This window comes from Ruegeria atlantica, from assembly GCF_001458195.1.
Classification (GTDB): Bacteria; Pseudomonadota; Alphaproteobacteria; order Rhodobacterales; family Rhodobacteraceae; genus Ruegeria; species Ruegeria atlantica.
On the sequence record NZ_CYPU01000036.1, the window covers coordinates 1 to 15,954 of the forward strand.

Genomic DNA, 15,954 nt, shown 5'->3' on the forward strand with positions numbered 1-15,954 from the left:
CGGCAAAGCGGAAACCGTCGTCACGGATCGCTTCGCCTCATACAGAGCCGCGCTCAGAGAACTGGGTGCATTCGAAAAACAGCAAACGGGCAGGTGGCTCAACAACCGAGTCGAGAACTCGCCCCTGCCGTTTCGACGACGTGAGCGCGCGATGCAGCGTTTCAGGCGCATGCGAAGTTTGCAGAAATTCGCCTCCGTCCATTCCTCGGTCTACAACCACTTCAACCAGGAAAGATCGCTCACCAGCCGGGACACCTTCAAGCTGACACGCACCGCCGCTCTTAGCGAGTGGCGTCAACTTTGTTCCGGATAGGTTCACGGTTTCCGCGGCAAACTGAGACTGGTTCGAATTCGTCTGACAGCACCCTTCATTCAGTTATCTTGGAACTGGTAAAGTGCTTGGATTGCCGTTCCAGGGCTGGCTGGCGCTGGCCATTGCCTGTGTGCTGTTTTGGGTGATCACCAGAACCACATGGGGCCGTTACTTGCTGGCCATAGGGGGCAATGAACGCGCGGCCTATCTGTCGGGTGGTCCCGTCCGACGGGTCAAGATCGGGGCCTATGTCATCTGCGCGGTGCTTGCGGGCCTAGCCGGTTTGATCGTGGTTGCAATCAACTCGGCCTCGGACGCCGCGCGCAACGGCAATCTGATGGAGCTTGATGCCATCGCGGCCGCGGTTGTTGGCGGGGCTCTTTTGCAAGGCGGGCGAGCGCCGATCTTTGGTGCCATACTGGGTGTCGTCATCATCCAGTTGGTCAAATATACATTGTTGGCCAACGGGGTAGAGGACGAAGTTGCACTGATCGCCAAGGCCGTCATCATTATCCTGGCCGTTTGGGTCCAGCAGTTTCGGAGGGCTTAATCGATGTTGGATGAAACGGATTTTGACTTGCGAAAATACCTTCGGCGTAATTCGGCCTCGGTGACGGTTTGGATCGCACTGCTGGCTTTGATTCTGTTCGGGCTGATGCGCTATGACAACTTTGGCAGCGCCTACAATTTCTCGTCTTTCCTGAATTACAACGCGATGTTCATCGCGATTGCGCTGGGCATGTGTTTTGTGATCATGACCGGCGGGATTGATCTGTCGGTCGGATCAGTGGCGGCCTTTACCTCGGTTGTTGCGGCCTATCTCAGCCCGTATGGGATTCAGGTTGCGTTGCCGGGGGCCGTTCTTGCCGGGGTTGGTTTCGGGGCGATCAACGCCTTTTGCATAATCATCCTTCGGATCCCGCCCTTCATCGCCACGCTGGCCACCATGCTGGCCGCAAAAGGCGGCGCATTGGTGATTTCGGGCGCCCAGACAATTTCGGTCGATTGGGGGTCGAACTTCACCAAGCTTGGCATGGGGCAGGCGTTTGGCCTGTTTCCATGGGCAATCGTCATCGTGGCCGGACTGACTCTGGCACTTTGGCTGGTGCTGGAAAGAACCACCATCGGGCGGACCGTCTTGGCGATCGGTGGCAGCGAGGATGCCTCGAACCTCATGGGCCTGAAGGTCAATCGCGCCAAGGCTTTTGTCTACCTGCTGTCGGGTGGCTGTGCGGGGCTGGCCGGAGTCTTTCTGGCCTCGGGTTTTGGAGCTGGGCAACCCCTTGAAGGCATCGGATGGGAATTGTCAGCTATCGCTTCCGTGGTTGTAGGCGGCACTTTGTTGACGGGTGGGATGGGATCGATCCCTGCGACGGTTGCCGGCGCGTTGTTGCTGGGGCTGGTTTTCAACGTTCTAAACTTTGAAAACGGTCAGGGCACCATCAGTTTCAGTGCCTATTGGCAAATGGTCATACGTGGAGGCTTTCTATTTGCGGTCATCCTTTTACAGTCTCGGGTTATTGCCAGGCAGCAGAAGGTCTTGGGTTAATGAATCGCATAGAAAGTGTATCAGCGCGGCTGTTCAACGTTCCGCTCGCAGAGGTCCTGGTCGACGCCAAACATGGGGATCACACGTTTTTTCAATTGATCACGGTCACCATTCAAACCTCGGATGGGGTCGAGGGGGTCGGGTATACCTATACCGGGGGCAAGGGTGGTCACGCCATTCTGGCGATGATCAAGCATGACCTGTCACCGTTCCTTGTTGGACAAGACGCCGAACAGATCGAAAGCCTGTACGATGCCATGCAGTGGCACGTGCACTACGTCGCACGGGGCGGGATCGCCTCGTTTGCCATCTCGGCCGTGGATATTGCACTGTGGGATATTCGCGGCAGAACGCAGAATGCGCCATTGTGGCAGATGGCCGGTGGAGCGTCGAAAAGGTGCAAGGCCTATGCCGGCGGGATCGACCTGAATTTCTCGTTGGAGAAACTGCTGCGTCAGACCGAAGGGTACCTTGCGCGTGGGTTCAACGCAGTCAAGATCAAGGTCGGTCAACCAGACCTGGCCGACGATCTTGCACGTGCCCGGGCGGTTCGCGAGATGCTGGGGCCGGACCGGTTCTTCATGGTCGATGCGAATTACTCTATGAGTGTCGAACAGGCCATCGTCGCTGCCAGAGGGTTCGCCGACTGCGATATCCTGTGGTTCGAGGAACCGACAATTCCAGACGACTACAAAGGTTATGGCCGAATTGTCGAAGCGACGGGCGTTCCCCTTGCCATGGGTGAAAACTTGCACACCATACACGAATTTGAATACGCCTTTGATGACGCGAAACTGAGTTTTATCCAGCCCGATGCCTCAAACTGCGGTGGAATCACCGGCTGGCTGCGCGTGGCCGCGCTAAGCGCACAACACGGCATTCCGGTTTGCAGTCATGGGATGCAGGAACTGCACGTCAGCCTTGTTTCTGCGCAACCCAACGCAGGGTGGCTGGAAGTACACTCATTTCCGATAGACCAGTACACGACCCGTCCGCTGGTTGTGGAAGACTGTCTGGCCGTAGCCCCGGATACCCCGGGAACCGGAGTGGAGTTCGACTGGGAAAAATTGAATGCGGAACACAAGGAGATGCAATAATGACGACCCAGACGATCTCTGCGGCATACTACAGGGGCGATAAGAGCTTTGCTGTAGAGCAAGCCCAAGCGACTGCTCCGGGCCCAGGCGAGGTTGCCGTTCGCGTTGCCTATTGCGGGATTTGCGGGACGGATATGCACGTCTACCACGGCAACATGGATGCCCGCGTCGGCCTGAACCGGGTGATTGGGCATGAGATGTCAGGTGTCGTCGAAGCGGTGGGCGAGGGCGTCGATACGGTCGAACCCGGCCAGAAGGTCGTTGTCCGACCGCTTGATCACTGCGGAGAATGCCCAGCTTGCAAGCGGGGGCATCAGCATATCTGTCAGAATCTCAAGTTTCTCGGCCTCGACACCGATGGCGCGATGCAAGAGATCTGGACTGTTCCGGCCCACACGTTGCACGTTCTGCCGGATGACTTGCGCATGGATCACGCGGCGCTGATCGAGCCGGTTGCCGTTGCCTGCCACGATGTGCGGCTGTCTGACCTGCAACCTAGAGAGGACGTTGTCGTTATCGGCGGCGGCCCGATTGGCATCCTGGTTGCCATGGTTGCGCGGGACGCGGGTGGAAATGTCGTAATTTCCGAAGTGAATCCGAACCGTCTTGCGATAGCTGAAAAACTTGGCTTTGACACGATCAACCCAACCGAAACCGACCTAGTGTCCACAATCAATGCGCGCACGGGCGACAAAGGGGCAGATGTGGTTTTCGAGGTGTCAGGAACGCAGCCCGGTGTCGATGCAATGACCGCCGTTGCCGCGACTCGGGCCCGGATCGTAATGGTCGCGATTCATGCTCAAAAACCTCAGATAGACCTGTTCCAGTTCTTCTGGCGAGAGCTGCAACTGATCGGTGCTCGGGTCTATGAGCCAGAGGATTACGAGAAAGCCATTGCAGTTGTCGCCTCGGGCGGAGTGGACGCGGATGTTGTGATCACGGACGTCAGCCCACTGGCAGACATCCAGGCCGCGTTCGAAGCACTGGATCGCAGCCCAACCGCGATGAAAAGCCTGATCGAAGTAGGACCGCGTTCATGAGTGTTTTGCAAAGTTTCGACCTGACGGGAAAGACGGCCCTTGTGACCGGGTGCAAACGCGGTATCGGGCGCGGTATGGCCGAAGCATTGGCATCGGCCGGAGCCAATATCATCGGAGTGTCCGCCTCGCTCGAGCTGTCTGGCTCGGATGTCGAAAAAGCCGTGACGGCGATGGGACGCAATTTCCGGGCCTACCAATGCGACTTCTCGGATCGCGCCGCGCTGCATGGGTTCATTGATCAGTTGAGGGCCGACGGACAAATCCCTGATATACTTGTCAACAATGCCGGCACGATCAAACGCAAACCTGCCGCCGAACACCCGGACGACTGGTGGGACGAAGTGATGGAGGTGAACCTGTCCTCGCAGTTCGTTCTGTCACGCGAGATCGGCAAGGACATGCTGGCGCGCGGCTCGGGGAAGATCATCTTCACTGCATCGCTGCTGACATTTCAGGGCGGCATCACCGTTCCTGGCTATGCGGCCTCGAAAGGCGGGATTGGACAGCTGACCAAAGCCTTGGCCAACGAATGGGCCGGGCAGGGCGTAAACGTGAATGCGATCGCGCCTGGCTACATCGCGACTGACAACACCCAAGCCCTGCGGGATGATCCGGTCCGGTCGAAGTCGATCCTGGAACGAACACCCCAAGGCCGTTGGGGTACGCCCGTTGATTTTGCCGGACCGGTGGTCTTTCTGGCCTCTGCTGCGTCGGACTTCGTCAACGGTGAAATCCTTGTAGTCGACGGGGGCTGGATGGGGCGTTAGCACTGACAACGCTCCATGTCATCCAAGGCATCACGTCCCGATGTAGTGCACCTTCAATCGGCGTGCATTGGGTGCTTCCCGATGTTCGAACAGGTACAGGCTTTGTACGCGACCCAGCGGAAGCTGCCCCTGTTCGACCGGGATCGATACCTGAGTTTGCGTCAACAGCGCCCGCAGATGCGATGGAGCGTTGTCGTCCTCGGTCGGGCGGTGGTGATACTTGCCTGGTGACTTGGGTACGAGTTTCTCGAAGAACGTCTCGATATCCTTGAGCACTTCGGGATCGGCATTGGCCTGCACCAACAGCGCGGCACCGGTGTGGGCGCACCAAAGGGTCAGCAAGCCCGAGACAAATTCGTGTTCGAACACCGCACGCTGAACGATCCCGCTGATGTCGATGAGGGATTTGCCCGGCGTTTCAATGGACAGGTCAAAAAACTGTTGTTTCATCCAGCAGGCCCTTTCCTTGATTTCACGCGAACGCGCCCAGCTTTCTACATCTCACTTGGCATTCAGCAATGGGGGTCAAACTTTTGATTTTGAACGCATATTGACTGCATTTTCATGCAAACAGGCTTTTAAACTGGTCCACACACAGACGAAAACCATCTTCGAAGTTCCCGTTGCCGGGTTGATAAACGCTTTCGAAAGAAATGACGCCATCATAGCCATCGGATCTGAGCGCGTCCGCGATGGGTTGGAACAAAGGCGCAAGCTGACCTTCCCCCATGCGGCGCACTTCCAGCGTTGCCCGCGGCGTGTCGACCTTTACGTCCTTGATGTGAATGTGACCCAGGTAGCCGCCGCGCAGTTCTTCATAACCGTCTGGGTATGCCAGTTCATGGCACCAGCAGTTGTTTCCGGGGTCCCACAGCACTTTCAAAGAGTCTTTTGCGTCTAACTCGTCAATCAGCTTGCGGGCTGTATAGTTGGAATTGACCAGCGTGCCGTTTCCGGTTTCCACGACAAGCGTCACGCCCTCAGCTCTTGCCAGTTCAACCGCCGGCGCGATCAGCGGCGGCATCGAGTCCCATACCCCATGCGCCACGTTCCACTTCTCGGCGCCGTTTTTTCCCCAGAGTATCTGCTCTTTTCGTTGCGTCATGATCCGAACCAGTGGAGACGCAACAACATGCGCCATGTCGATCACGCGTTTCAAGGCGTCCATATGCCGAGTGTGCAGGTCGTCGCCGGGCTTGTTGGCAGCTGTCATCCCCGCAAAGATATGGCGCGACAGACACGACACAGGCTTGCCCCGGTCGCGCAAAAGCGCGTCGATCTCGGCAATTTCCTGCGGGGAATGGTCTCCGACCTCTGAATCGCCAACGAATTGAAGCTCTGCATAGTCCAGACCGAATTCGTCCATTACGTCCACGGCATGCCGCAGATCGCGGGAAATGCCGTCGCAAATTACACCTAATTTCATGTCCGGTCCCCTCAGCGATGCAATTCTGCGCCAACGATCTCTTCGATGACGCGAGTACACACCCAGTTGTCGCCATTCGGGTACTTGGTTTTTCCGGCGTGAAAGATCTGCATTGCGGATGACGCTGTGTGCATGGGAACGCCCAATGCACCGGCCAGTGCTAGAGAGATCGTCAGGTCCTTATGCATGGTTGCGATATGACTACCGGTGGCTTCGAACTTGCGATCAATGATGTTTTCAAGGGCGGTATTCACGACGCCGCACCCCGCGCTGGATGAGGAGAACACATCAAGCAATGCCTGACCGCTGACACCGGCTTTGGCCGCCAGGGCCGCAGCCTCGAATGTGGCGGAAAAGATCGATCCGATAAGGGATTGCAGGCAGGCTTTCACGGTTTGCCCGTCGCCGGCGTTTTCTCCAACCCGATGAATGGTTGCCGACACTGCCTGCATGACTTCGGCATTTTGGTCCAGCACATCCGCAGCGCCGGCAGCCATCATCGTCAATGTGCCGGTCTGCGCGCCGGGAAATCCACCCGAGACCGGAGTGTCGATCAGGTGGATGCCTGCGCCCTCCATGTCTTGCCCGATAGCGCTTGCTTCGGCCGGGGTAATGGTCGCCGACAGGATGACAGTTCCGCCTTTGGCCATGTTCGCAACCAAGCCATTTTCACCCAGAATGACATCGCGGGCCTGATCTCCGTTCATCACCATGACAAACACAGCGGCGGCGTGACGGCCGACCTGTCCCACGCTGTCCTTGGCCAAGCCGCCCATGTCGGTAAATGCCTTCATGCGCGTCTCGCTCAGGTCGAAACCTGATGTTTCAAAGCCATTCTTGATCAGGTTCTTGGCAAGGCCGCTGCCCATGTCGCCAAGACCGATTACGCCTGCAGTTTTCATAAATAATCCTCCCGTTTTCCGCCATTTCCGTATGGCAGACGTTTCGAAAAATGATGCCCAATCGCATCGGTTTTCGCGGGAGTTTCACGCGTCTTGAACAGACGTCGGGCGAGTCCGGAAGACACCCCGCTGCCCGTATACGTAATGTAAGTAAACGAAGAATGCGGCGCGCAGGCAAGCAAAGAAGTGTTGCGGGTGGAAAGAAACTGTCTGATCCGACGCGTTAGGAAAACGCCGCCATGATGCCGCGCAGTTCCGCCAGCCCGCGCATTCGTCCGATCAGCGGATAACCGGGAGTACTGTGTCCGCCCAGATCGCTCAGCAGTTCTTGTCCGTGGTCAGGCCGCATCGGAATTTGCCAGTCGCCACGCCCTTGGGATTTGCGGCGGCGCTGTTCGTTCATCAACTCGCGAATGGTGCCGACCATGTCGGTGTCGCCCTCCAGATGCGGGGCCTCAAAGAAGTCTGGCTTCTGGCTGTATGACCCCGCGATGCGTCTGGTGTTCCGCAAGTGAACAAAGTGAATCCGGCCGCCATGTCTACGCACGAAGTCCGGCCCATCGAATTCGGGGGACACTCCCAGCGAGCCGGTACACAACGTTGCGCCGTTCGCCTGCAAATCAACCGCATTCAGAACGGCGCCGTAGTCATCGGTGCTGGACATGACCCGCGGCAGACCGAGCAACGAGAACGGCGGATCATCCGGATGACAGCACAAGCGTAGATCTAGTTCTTGGGCCTCTGGGGCGACCTCGGAAAGGAAGTCTATGAGGTTTGCGCGAAGCTGGTCACGGCCTATGTGCGCATATGTCCGCAACAAAGAGCGTACGTCCTGCACGCTCCACTGATCGTTGGCGCCGGGCAGCCCCGCAGTGACATTGTGCTGCAACTGGGCTTTGGATTCATCCGACATGCGCAAGAAACGATCCTTGGCCGTTTGCTGGACGTCGCTGGAATAGTCTTCCGACGCACCTGGACGTTCGAGAATATATATGTCGAATGCAGCAAAATCGGTCAGGTCGAACAGCATGGCCGTTCCGCCATGCGGCTGCGGGGCGCGAAGGGCGGTGCGTGTCCAATCCAGGATTGGCATGAAGTTGTAGCAAACGACTTTGACTCCACGGGCGGACAGGGCTCTGAGGCTGGACTTGTAAGCCTGGAGATGTTCGGCCATGTCTGTGGATTGCGTCTTGATCGCCTCGGAGACGGGCAGGCTTTCGACAACGTCCCAACTGTACCCGTCAGCGGTCAGAACGGCCTGCCGGTCGGCGATGCTCTGTTCGTCCCAGGGCTGTCCCGGTGGGATGTGATGCAGCGCGGTGACAATGCCCTGAACCCCGACTTGATGGAGATCGACCAGGGCGATCGGATCTTCGGGTCCGAACCAACGCCAGCATTGTTTCATGGCAGCCATCCTTCATACAGAGGGTGATCGGGCTCGATGGGAAGGGCAACACGCTGCCCGGTGCGCGCCGCGTGATAAATCGCCGTCACAAGGCCGATGGACGCAGCACCGTCCTGCAGTGTAACGACTGAATTTGCCTCGGACCGTAGCGCCTTGCCGACTTGGGTAAAGAACCCTTCGAAACCTGTTGGCTCCATAGCGGAGGCGGCAAGAGCGTCGTCGATAGTGGCTTGATTCAACGGGTCCCGCGCGACGAATGTCCAAGGCATTTGACCCGGGGCATAGGGTTCCGTGCCAGAGGTGGCGGTCACTTTTTCAAAGACGAACCGCAGGCGGGTTTCGTCCTTAGCGGCGCCTAGTGTGATGTTGCTTGTGCACAAAGCTCCAGAAGTCATGCCAAAGCAGATCGCAGCGCAGTCTTCCGTCTCGATCGGGTTAACTCGCGTTGTGGCCATTGCGGACACCCAGGCGATATCACCCGCAATATGAGTCAGCAGATCATGGTTGTGGATGGCATGGCCCAGCACTGCGCCGCCGCGTTCACCGGCCCATGTTCCCCGCCACGGCACCGCGTAATAGTCTGCCCCCCGGGACCAATGAGTTTCAAGCGCGGCAGTTTGGACCGCTCCGGTGAGGCCTGAACGTTGCAACTGGCGCAATTGGGCCAGTGACGGGCCCCACCGGTATTGAAAGACCGGAAACACATGCTTGCCCGTGCTGCGGGCGGTTTCCGTGATCCGATCTACATCCTGCATAGAGGTCGCAAGGGGCTTTTCGCATACAACGTGTTTTCCTGCGGCCAGTGCCGCAAGGGTGGTCGGTACATGCAGATGGGGTGGCAGGCAGATGTCGATGACATCAATCGCCGGATCATCCAGAGCGTCTTGAATGTTGGTCAGTGCTTGAAAATCCGAGTTTTGTCGAATCTGCTCGATCCGGTCCGTATTCTGGTCGACGACGGCGGCTACGCGGAAGGTGCGGTCAAGCCGTTCCAGTGCGCTCAGATGTTGCGCACCGATACCTGCGCCAAGGATCGCAACGTTGATCATTTTCGTTCCGCCATTTCCTGTGCACGCAGCGCCAGTTCCATGACCGTAAAGCAGTGGGTCTGCGCCATTGCGGTTTCGGTCCGGTTACGGACGTCATCGGCGAGGCGCGAAAAGTAGGGAAGGTCGGCGTTGGTTGCGTCGATCTTTTGGCAGGTTTCACCATTGACGAGGATCAGATGGTCTGTTCCCGAGGCACCACCCACATCGACGTATTTCCGCAACTCGATATAGCCTTCGGTGCCTAGGATCGTCAGGCGACCATCCCCCCAGTTTGGCAAGGCATCCGGAGTGAACCAGTCAACCCGGATGTACCCGGTGCCATTCTCGCTTCGAAGATTGAGCTCTCCGAAATCCTGCAATCCGGGATCATTGGGGTTTGCGTAGTTCGCTACATAGGCGTTTGTGATTTCTGCGGTTTTCGAACCTGTGTAGTGCAAGAACTGATCGATCTGATGCGAGGCTATATCGGTCAGAATGCCGCCATAGCGGTCACGCTGAAAAAACCATTCCGGCCGGGTTGCCCGGTTCAATCGGTGCGGGCCAAGTCCGACCGTCTGGATCACGCGCCCGATGGCACCGGCCTCGATCAACTCGGTCGCCCGGGTGCTGACCGGCGTTTCAAACCTTTCGGAAAAATCCACCGACCAGATTCGACTGGTGTCCGCAACCGCCCGTTTGATCTGGTCGAGTTGCTCGAACGACGTGCAGCCCGGCTTGTCGCTCATGACATCCATACCGTTCTGCATGGCACGGATCGTCAACGCGGCCCTATCTGCCGGAATTGCGGAAATCAGCGCCAAATCCGCCCCGCAGGCTAAAGCGTCTTCCAGTCGGGCCAATCGTGGAATATCGGGAAACCTTTTGACGTAGCCCGCCAGCGTTTCGGGTTCGCCTTGTGTCCAATAGCCAACGCAGTCCACGCCGATTTTGCGCATGTTTTCCGTCATGCCATAGATATGGCGGTGGTCCAGGCCAAGGGCGACGCAGGTTAGGCTCATGAGATGACTCGTGTTTTCTGGCCGGTTCGATTGGCGATCTGCATCGCGTCTATGACGGCGTGGGTCAAAAGGGCACTGCGTCCGGTGGCCATGGGTCGCGTTCCACCGGCGAGTGCGTTGGCAAAATCCTCTATGACCGCCTGGTGCCATTCATGGGTGAACGCCATGGGATCGGCCCCGCCGCCTGTGGCGGACGTTTCGCCAACCGTGGATTTCTGACCGTCGAAAGTGGTCAAGGTCAGAACACCTGATTCCAGATGCGCTTTGGCGTGCGTGCCCTGGATCGTGATAGATTCAGCGGCCCCGGGATATACGGCGGTGGTTGCCATCAACGTTCCCACCGCGCCGTTATCCATTTCAAAGATTGCACCTGCCCAATCCTCGGCCTCGAGATCGTGCAACGGAGTTTTTCTCATCATGGTTTGAATGTCCGAGATCGGCCCCAGCAGCCACATCGCGAGGTCAAGCGTGTGGATTGCCTGCGAAATCATGACACCGCCTCCGTCGCGTGCATAAGTGCCGCGACCTGGCTCGTCATAGTAGCTCTGATTGCGCCACCAGGGGACATGGATTTCCACCGTGGCGATCGCGCCCAACTCACCCTGTACAATGGCTGATTTCAGCGCCTGCGAGGCGGTGCGAGCGCGGTGCTGAAAAACGATGCCCAGCAGCACGCCAGACACCTCGCACTGCTCGACTATGGCTGTCGCGGCGCCCAGCGTTCTTTCGATAGGCTTTTCCATTAGGATCGGTTTCGAAGCGGTCGAAAGAACCCGCACCAACTCTGTGCGCTGATCAGGCGGGGTAGCGATGATCGCAAAGTCGACGTTTGAGTCGTTTGCGATTTCCTCAACCGAGCTGAACGCGCGGGTGTCGTTTCGCTGCGCGAACTCAGCTGCTTTTTCAGGATTGCGCCCTAGGACGCCAGCAAGATTGAGACCTCGCTCCGATGCCTGAATGGCAGCAACATGCGTTCCCGAAACCATCCCCAAACCAATCAGCGCAATATTCATTCATTCCCCCGGATCACCCGGTCAGTCTGCGGGTTCGAACGGGAAAGATGCAACCATTAAAAACTGTGTTAACAATTGCGGGCAGCAGTATCGGAGGCAGAATTGACTGGTAATTTGAATGGGATGGCAGAAGGCCTGTACCTGGGCATCAAGGACCTCCCGATCGTGTCTCCGCATGGTCACTGCGATCCGGGGTGGTTCGCAACCGATGCGCCGTTTCCCAATCCGGCAGAGCTGCTGGTGGTTCCCGACCATTACGTGTTCCGAATGCTCTATTCGCAGGGTGTTCCCTTGTCCGAACTTGGCGTTGGGGAAGAGGGGCGAAAGAATGATCCTCGCGACGTGTTTCGCACCTTTGCCGAGCACTGGCATCTGTTTCTGGGAACGCCATCCCGGATCTGGGTGAACTACGTGCTGCATGAAACGCTGGGCGTGTCTGAGGAGTTGTCTTCACGCACAGCAGACCTGATCTATGATAAGATCGCCGAAAAGCTGGCGCGACCCGAATTTCGCCCGAGGGCTTTGTTCGACAAGTTTGGGATCGAGGTTCTGGCCACCACGGATTCCGCTCTCGACGGCCTCGCGGAGCATCGGGATATCCGTGCAAGCGGTTGGGGCGGGCGAGTTATTCCAACGTTCCGCCCAGACGGGGTTTTGGATGGGGCAGACCCGGAGTTCGTACAGAACCTGAACAAGTTGGCCGAGCTGACAGGCTGCGATCTGGGTAGCTATGATGGCTACCTCAATGCGCTGCGAATGCGGCGGGCTTATTTCATCCGGCTGGGCTGTACGGCTACCGACCACGGTATCGAACGTGTGCAGACCGAGTGGCTGGAAGACCCGGATGCGCTGTACCAACGGCTGAGACGGCGGGAAGGGGCCGAACAGGATGCTCGCCGTTTCTACGGGCATATGCTGATCGAAATGGCGCAGATGTCTGTCGATGATGGTCTAATCATGCAGATACATGCGGGCAGCAAGCGCAACACGAACGACGCGGTAATGCGGGACTTCGGACGGGACAAGGGGGCTGACATTCCAATCGCGATGGATTGGGTCACGGGCCTTGAGGCGCTGTTGAACCGGGTCGGAAACTCGCCGGAACTGCGGATCATTCTCTTCACATTGGACGAAAGCACCTATGCCCGTGAACTGGCGCCAATGGCGGGGCATTGGCCGTGCCTTCGGATCGGGCCGCCTTGGTGGTTCCACGACAGCCCAGCCGGGATTGCGCGGTACTTCGATCAGGTCGTTGAAACGGCCGGATACTACAATCTGGCCGGATTCAATGACGACACGCGGGCTTTTCTGTCCATTCCAGCTCGTCACGACCTGTGGCGACGAGGTGTTTCTATTCATTTGGCCGAGCAGGTTGCGCGCGGCTATTTCGGCCGGGACAGTGCCGAGCATCTGGCGCGATTGCTGGCGGTCGATCTGGCGAAACAGGTTTACGGGTTGCAAAGCTAGATGGGTACCATTCTTCACTTCGGTCTTGGAAACTTCGCCCGGGCGCATTTGCTGGACTACACCGATCAAGCGGGCGGATGGGACGTTGTCGGCGTTAGCCTGCGTTCATCCTCGGTTCGGGATGGATTGGCCGGCCAGGGTTTCGAGTACGATTTGTGCGTACAGGGGCAGGGCGTCCGGCGCATAAAAGCTCTGCGGGACGTTCTGGTCGCGCCCGAGGATCGCGCCGAGATTCTCAATGTGATGGCGGATGCCGAGATCATCTCGGCGACCGTCACCGAAAAAGGTTATCACTTGGACGCAGCGGGCAATCTGAACCTTCAGGACCCGGCGATTGCTGCCGATCTGGCGGGGCAGGGGCCCGCAACGCTGATCGGGTTTCTCGCTTTTGGCCTCGCGGAACGGCGCAAGCCAGTGACGGTGCTAAGCTGCGACAATCGCATGGAAAACGGCAAAACGCTTGAAACGGCAGTTGCCGATTTTGCAAATGCAGCCGGTCTGGACGTGAATTGGGACGCAGTTCGCTTTCCTAACACGATGGTCGACCGGATCACCCCGGCTACCACGGACGCCGTTCGCGCAATCAGCGGCGATCCTATGGCTGTTCCAACCGAGGCGTTCTCGGAGTGGGTGGTCGAGGACAATTTCGTCGGGCCACATCCGGATTGGCCGGGCGTGCAACTGGTCGATGACGTAGCCCCGCACGAGATGCGAAAGCTGCGCATGTTGAACGGTGCCCATTCCCTGTTGGCTTATGGCGGCTTGGAGCGAGGCCTGACCTACGTTCACGAAGCGGTTCAAGACCCGGTTTTGCGCCCGCTGGTTTCCGAGTTGATGAAGGATGCGGGCGCAACGCTGCCCGCAGCACTGCAAATACAGGTTCCGGACTATGCCGAGGCTTTGTTGCGCCGCTTTGAAAACCTCGAGCTGGCGCACCGTCTGGACCAAATCGCGATGGATGGCAGCCAAAAGCTGCCGTATCGGTTTGTTCCCACACTCCGTGAGACCGGCTCTCAGGCGGTGATTGCAGGGATGCGGGCCTGGATCTCCTTTTGCATGTCCGAGACCGCCAAGGGCAGGACGCTGAACGATCCTTGCGCGTTGGAAATCGCCTCGGCTGTCAAACAGCCAGATCCGGTAGTGCCACTTTTGGACCTTGTTGGCGCTGAGGATCTCGCGTCACTTATCCGGGAATGATCGCGCCGCGGAACTGAACAACGGTGGACGCCAGATTGTGTCCGGCCATCAGGGCCTTGGCCTGCGATTTTCCTGTCAGCAAGGCTGCGAGGTACCCACCGTTGAAACTGTCGCCCGCCGCTGTGGTATCCAGCACGTTTTTGGCAGGCTCATAGGTTTGGTCAATGTTCTGACCAATGGGCAGAGGGCCATCCTCTCCGCGTTTCAATGCACCGACACCGTGATGATCGGTAAAGCGTGCCGCCACTTGATCCGCGCTTTCCCCGAACAGTGCCATCTCGTCGTCGATGGATGGTAGGGCAATATCTGCACGCTGCCAAAGCCGTTGGTTGATCTGCCGGGCGTGTTCGGCGCTGTCCCAAAGACGCGGACGAAAATTGCTGTCATAGACCAACCGGACAGAAGAGCCTTCGAGCCAGTCCAGAAGCGCAAGCCTTACTGAATGCGGAAGAATGGCCACGGAAATCCCTGACAAGTACAGCACGTCGTAACCTTTCAGCGAGCTGAAGTCATGATCGGCAAAAAGCTGGCGGGCGGCCGCCTCGCTGCGCCAATAGGTAAAGCTGCGTTCACCGTCCGCAGAGGTCGTGATCGCGTATAGTCCCGGAGAAGCGTTGGGAATGATGCGGATGCCGGATGTCCCGATGCCATGGCTGGCGACAAAGTCCGCGATGCGCCCTGAGAACGGGTCGTCGCCCAGACATGTCACATACTCCACCTGCAGATCAGGAGCCGCGCGGTGCATGTAGATGGCTGTGTTCAGCGTATCCCCGGCGACGCCCAACTTCGCGCCGGTCTCCAGCATGGACAATTCGATCATTGCTTCGCCGATGCAGGCAATTCGCGTCATTTCTTTTCTCTTTTCCAGATGATGAGCCCGGCAACCATGATCAGCGCAGCCCCTGCCAACGTGAATGCGTCCGGTACAGTGTCAAAGAACAGATAGCCCCAGATCGCAACGTAGATCAGGAACGAATAGGTGAATGGCATCAACTGGTTCGCCGTTCCGAACCGATGCGCGTTAGTCAGCAGTTGATGCCCGCACCAGCCAAAGACGCCAAGGCTAATCAGGACTATCAGACTCCAGGTGTTTTCCGGCTGGACCCAAAACCAGATGGCGAAGGGCAGCAGGACCACCGTCCCGGTAAGCCCGAGGTAGAATTGCATGGTATCCACCGCAACAACCCCGGACAGCCTGCGCGTCATGATCGAATACAAGGCCAGCGCAGTGGCGTTATAGACGATCAGCAGCATGGTCGGATGAAAGGCCAAACCAAACGGCCGCACGACAACCAACACCCCCAGAAAGCCCAGGATGATAGCCGCCCAACGCCATGGTCCTACTCTCTCCTTCAGCACGAAAACGGACAGGAAGCACACGATGACCGGGCTTGAGAACATGATTGCCGACACGACGGTCAGAGGCAAAAACCGCAAGGCATAAAAGTTGAAAACGGTCGCCGAGATCAGCAGTAAGGCCCGGCTAATGACCTGCCATGGATGGTCGGTCTTGAATCGGCTGGCCTCAATCCCGCCTTTGGCGATCACACCCACAGAGATCACAAAGTGCCCCGCGTAGCGCATGAACGCCAACTGAAATGCCGGCACGCCGGCCAACGCCAACCACTTGGCCCCGAGGTCAACCAACGAAAAGAATAGCCACGCCGTCAGCATCAGCACGATGCCAAGGCGCGGCAGGTCCGCATTGGGGTTGGCGGTGACAGCCATCGA

At 58.0% G+C, this 15,954-nt stretch carries 17 protein-coding genes; 8 read left to right on the forward strand and 9 right to left on the reverse strand.

Annotated elements, in window-relative coordinates; genetic code table 11:
* The 6 genes from RUA4292_RS09600 to RUA4292_RS09625 form a co-directional block, all read left to right on the forward strand.
* Positions 1 to 313: DDE-type integrase/transposase/recombinase (locus RUA4292_RS09600; RefSeq protein WP_145974929.1), on the forward strand; the 313-nt coding region annotated here is incomplete at its 5' end.
* An 82-nt stretch (positions 314 to 395) separates the two neighbouring features.
* Positions 396 to 863, forward strand: a complete 468-nt coding sequence (locus RUA4292_RS09605) for an ABC transporter permease (RefSeq protein ID WP_058277400.1) — start codon at positions 396 to 398, stop codon at positions 861 to 863.
* A 3-nt stretch (positions 864 to 866) separates the two neighbouring features.
* Positions 867 to 1,862 carry an ABC transporter permease gene (locus RUA4292_RS09610; RefSeq protein WP_058277401.1) on the forward strand — a complete coding sequence of 332 codons (996 nt, stop codon included), beginning with the start codon at positions 867 to 869 and terminating at the stop codon, positions 1,860 to 1,862.
* Complete coding sequence (locus RUA4292_RS09615) at positions 1,862 to 2,959, forward strand: mandelate racemase/muconate lactonizing enzyme family protein (protein WP_058277402.1); 1,098 nt, start codon at positions 1,862 to 1,864, stop codon at positions 2,957 to 2,959. Before RUA4292_RS09610 ends, RUA4292_RS09615 begins: the two co-directional genes overlap by 1 nt.
* A complete protein-coding gene (locus tag RUA4292_RS09620) occupies positions 2,959 to 3,999 on the forward strand; it encodes a zinc-dependent alcohol dehydrogenase (protein ID WP_082637064.1) in 1,041 nt (346 codons plus the stop codon). Before RUA4292_RS09615 ends, RUA4292_RS09620 begins: the two co-directional genes overlap by 1 nt.
* Positions 3,996 to 4,766, forward strand: a complete 771-nt coding sequence (locus RUA4292_RS09625; RefSeq protein ID WP_058277403.1) for an SDR family oxidoreductase — start codon at positions 3,996 to 3,998, stop codon at positions 4,764 to 4,766. The genes RUA4292_RS09620 and RUA4292_RS09625 overlap by 4 nt, the downstream gene beginning before the upstream one ends.
* Positions 4,767 to 4,796: 30 nt before the next feature.
* Here the strand turns inward: RUA4292_RS09625 and RUA4292_RS09630 are convergent, their stop codons facing one another.
* The 7 genes from RUA4292_RS09630 to RUA4292_RS09660 all read right to left on the reverse strand — a co-directional run bounded on the left by RUA4292_RS09630 (position 4,797) and on the right by RUA4292_RS09660 (position 11,559).
* Positions 4,797 to 5,216: a secondary thiamine-phosphate synthase enzyme YjbQ gene (locus tag RUA4292_RS09630; protein WP_058277404.1), complete on the reverse strand. Its 420-nt coding sequence runs from the start codon at positions 5,214 to 5,216 to the stop codon at positions 4,797 to 4,799.
* Between the two features lie 112 nt (positions 5,217 to 5,328).
* Positions 5,329 to 6,192, reverse strand: coding sequence for a sugar phosphate isomerase/epimerase family protein (locus tag RUA4292_RS09635; RefSeq protein ID WP_058277405.1), 864 nt, complete (start codon positions 6,190 to 6,192; stop codon positions 5,329 to 5,331).
* Positions 6,193 to 6,203: 11 nt separating this feature from the next.
* Positions 6,204 to 7,094 carry an NAD(P)-dependent oxidoreductase gene (locus RUA4292_RS09640; RefSeq protein ID WP_058277406.1) on the reverse strand — a complete coding sequence of 297 codons (891 nt, stop codon included), beginning with the start codon at positions 7,092 to 7,094 and terminating at the stop codon, positions 6,204 to 6,206.
* Positions 7,095 to 7,317: 223 nt separating this feature from the next.
* Positions 7,318 to 8,499 (reverse strand): mannonate dehydratase, encoded by a 1,182-nt coding sequence (gene uxuA, locus RUA4292_RS09645; RefSeq protein WP_058277440.1) that lies wholly within the window; start codon positions 8,497 to 8,499, stop codon positions 7,318 to 7,320.
* On the reverse strand, positions 8,496 to 9,548 hold the full coding sequence (locus RUA4292_RS09650) for a Gfo/Idh/MocA family protein (RefSeq protein WP_058277407.1): 1,053 nt from the start codon (positions 9,546 to 9,548) through the stop codon (positions 8,496 to 8,498). The genes uxuA and RUA4292_RS09650 overlap by 4 nt, the downstream gene beginning before the upstream one ends.
* Positions 9,545 to 10,546 (reverse strand): Gfo/Idh/MocA family protein, encoded by a 1,002-nt coding sequence (locus RUA4292_RS09655; protein ID WP_058277408.1) that lies wholly within the window; start codon positions 10,544 to 10,546, stop codon positions 9,545 to 9,547. Before RUA4292_RS09655 ends, RUA4292_RS09650 begins: the two co-directional genes overlap by 4 nt.
* The gene (locus RUA4292_RS09660) at positions 10,543 to 11,559 is read right to left on the reverse strand and encodes a Gfo/Idh/MocA family protein (protein WP_058277409.1); all 1,017 of its coding nucleotides are present in this window, start codon (positions 11,557 to 11,559) and stop codon (positions 10,543 to 10,545) included. Before RUA4292_RS09660 ends, RUA4292_RS09655 begins: the two co-directional genes overlap by 4 nt.
* A 123-nt stretch (positions 11,560 to 11,682) precedes the next feature.
* Between RUA4292_RS09660 and uxaC the strand changes: the two genes are divergently transcribed.
* Both uxaC and RUA4292_RS09670 read left to right on the forward strand, forming a co-directional pair.
* Positions 11,683 to 13,026: a glucuronate isomerase gene (gene uxaC / locus RUA4292_RS09665; protein WP_145974934.1), complete on the forward strand. Its 1,344-nt coding sequence runs from the start codon at positions 11,683 to 11,685 to the stop codon at positions 13,024 to 13,026.
* Complete coding sequence (locus tag RUA4292_RS09670; protein WP_058277411.1) at positions 13,027 to 14,223, forward strand: mannitol dehydrogenase family protein; 1,197 nt, start codon at positions 13,027 to 13,029, stop codon at positions 14,221 to 14,223.
* Here RUA4292_RS09670 and RUA4292_RS09675 read toward each other — a convergent pair.
* Both RUA4292_RS09675 and RUA4292_RS09680 read right to left on the reverse strand, forming a co-directional pair.
* The gene (locus RUA4292_RS09675; protein ID WP_058277412.1) at positions 14,210 to 15,073 is read right to left on the reverse strand and encodes a sugar kinase; all 864 of its coding nucleotides are present in this window, start codon (positions 15,071 to 15,073) and stop codon (positions 14,210 to 14,212) included. The two genes, RUA4292_RS09670 and RUA4292_RS09675, sit on opposite strands and share 14 nt — an antisense overlap.
* Positions 15,070 to 15,951, reverse strand: coding sequence for a DMT family transporter (locus RUA4292_RS09680; protein ID WP_058277413.1), 882 nt, complete (start codon positions 15,949 to 15,951; stop codon positions 15,070 to 15,072). Before RUA4292_RS09680 ends, RUA4292_RS09675 begins: the two co-directional genes overlap by 4 nt.
* Between the last annotated feature and the right edge of the window lie 3 nt (positions 15,952 to 15,954).

Coding starts and splice junctions, on each gene's coding strand:
- RUA4292_RS09655 (WP_058277408.1), bottom strand. CDS start 10,546: ATGAGCCTAACCTGCGTCGCCCTTGGCCTGGACCACCGCCATATCTAT.
- RUA4292_RS09680 (WP_058277413.1), bottom strand. CDS start 15,951: ATGGCTGTCACCGCCAACCCCAATGCGGACCTGCCGCGCCTTGGCATC.
- RUA4292_RS09675 (WP_058277412.1), bottom strand. CDS start 15,073: ATGACGCGAATTGCCTGCATCGGCGAAGCAATGATCGAATTGTCCATG.
- uxuA (WP_058277440.1), bottom strand. CDS start 8,499: ATGAAACAATGCTGGCGTTGGTTCGGACCCGAAGATCCGATCGCCCTG.
- RUA4292_RS09670 (WP_058277411.1), top strand. CDS start 13,027: ATGGGTACCATTCTTCACTTCGGTCTTGGAAACTTCGCCCGGGCGCAT.
- RUA4292_RS09630 (WP_058277404.1), bottom strand. CDS start 5,216: ATGAAACAACAGTTTTTTGACCTGTCCATTGAAACGCCGGGCAAATCC.
- RUA4292_RS09615 (WP_058277402.1), top strand. CDS start 1,862: ATGAATCGCATAGAAAGTGTATCAGCGCGGCTGTTCAACGTTCCGCTC.
- RUA4292_RS09625 (WP_058277403.1), top strand. CDS start 3,996: ATGAGTGTTTTGCAAAGTTTCGACCTGACGGGAAAGACGGCCCTTGTG.
- RUA4292_RS09660 (WP_058277409.1), bottom strand. CDS start 11,559: ATGAATATTGCGCTGATTGGTTTGGGGATGGTTTCGGGAACGCATGTT.
- RUA4292_RS09640 (WP_058277406.1), bottom strand. CDS start 7,094: ATGAAAACTGCAGGCGTAATCGGTCTTGGCGACATGGGCAGCGGCCTT.
- RUA4292_RS09635 (WP_058277405.1), bottom strand. CDS start 6,192: ATGAAATTAGGTGTAATTTGCGACGGCATTTCCCGCGATCTGCGGCAT.
- uxaC (WP_145974934.1), top strand. CDS start 11,683: ATGGCAGAAGGCCTGTACCTGGGCATCAAGGACCTCCCGATCGTGTCT.
- RUA4292_RS09610 (WP_058277401.1), top strand. CDS start 867: ATGTTGGATGAAACGGATTTTGACTTGCGAAAATACCTTCGGCGTAAT.
- RUA4292_RS09650 (WP_058277407.1), bottom strand. CDS start 9,548: ATGATCAACGTTGCGATCCTTGGCGCAGGTATCGGTGCGCAACATCTG.
- RUA4292_RS09620 (WP_082637064.1), top strand. CDS start 2,959: ATGACGACCCAGACGATCTCTGCGGCATACTACAGGGGCGATAAGAGC.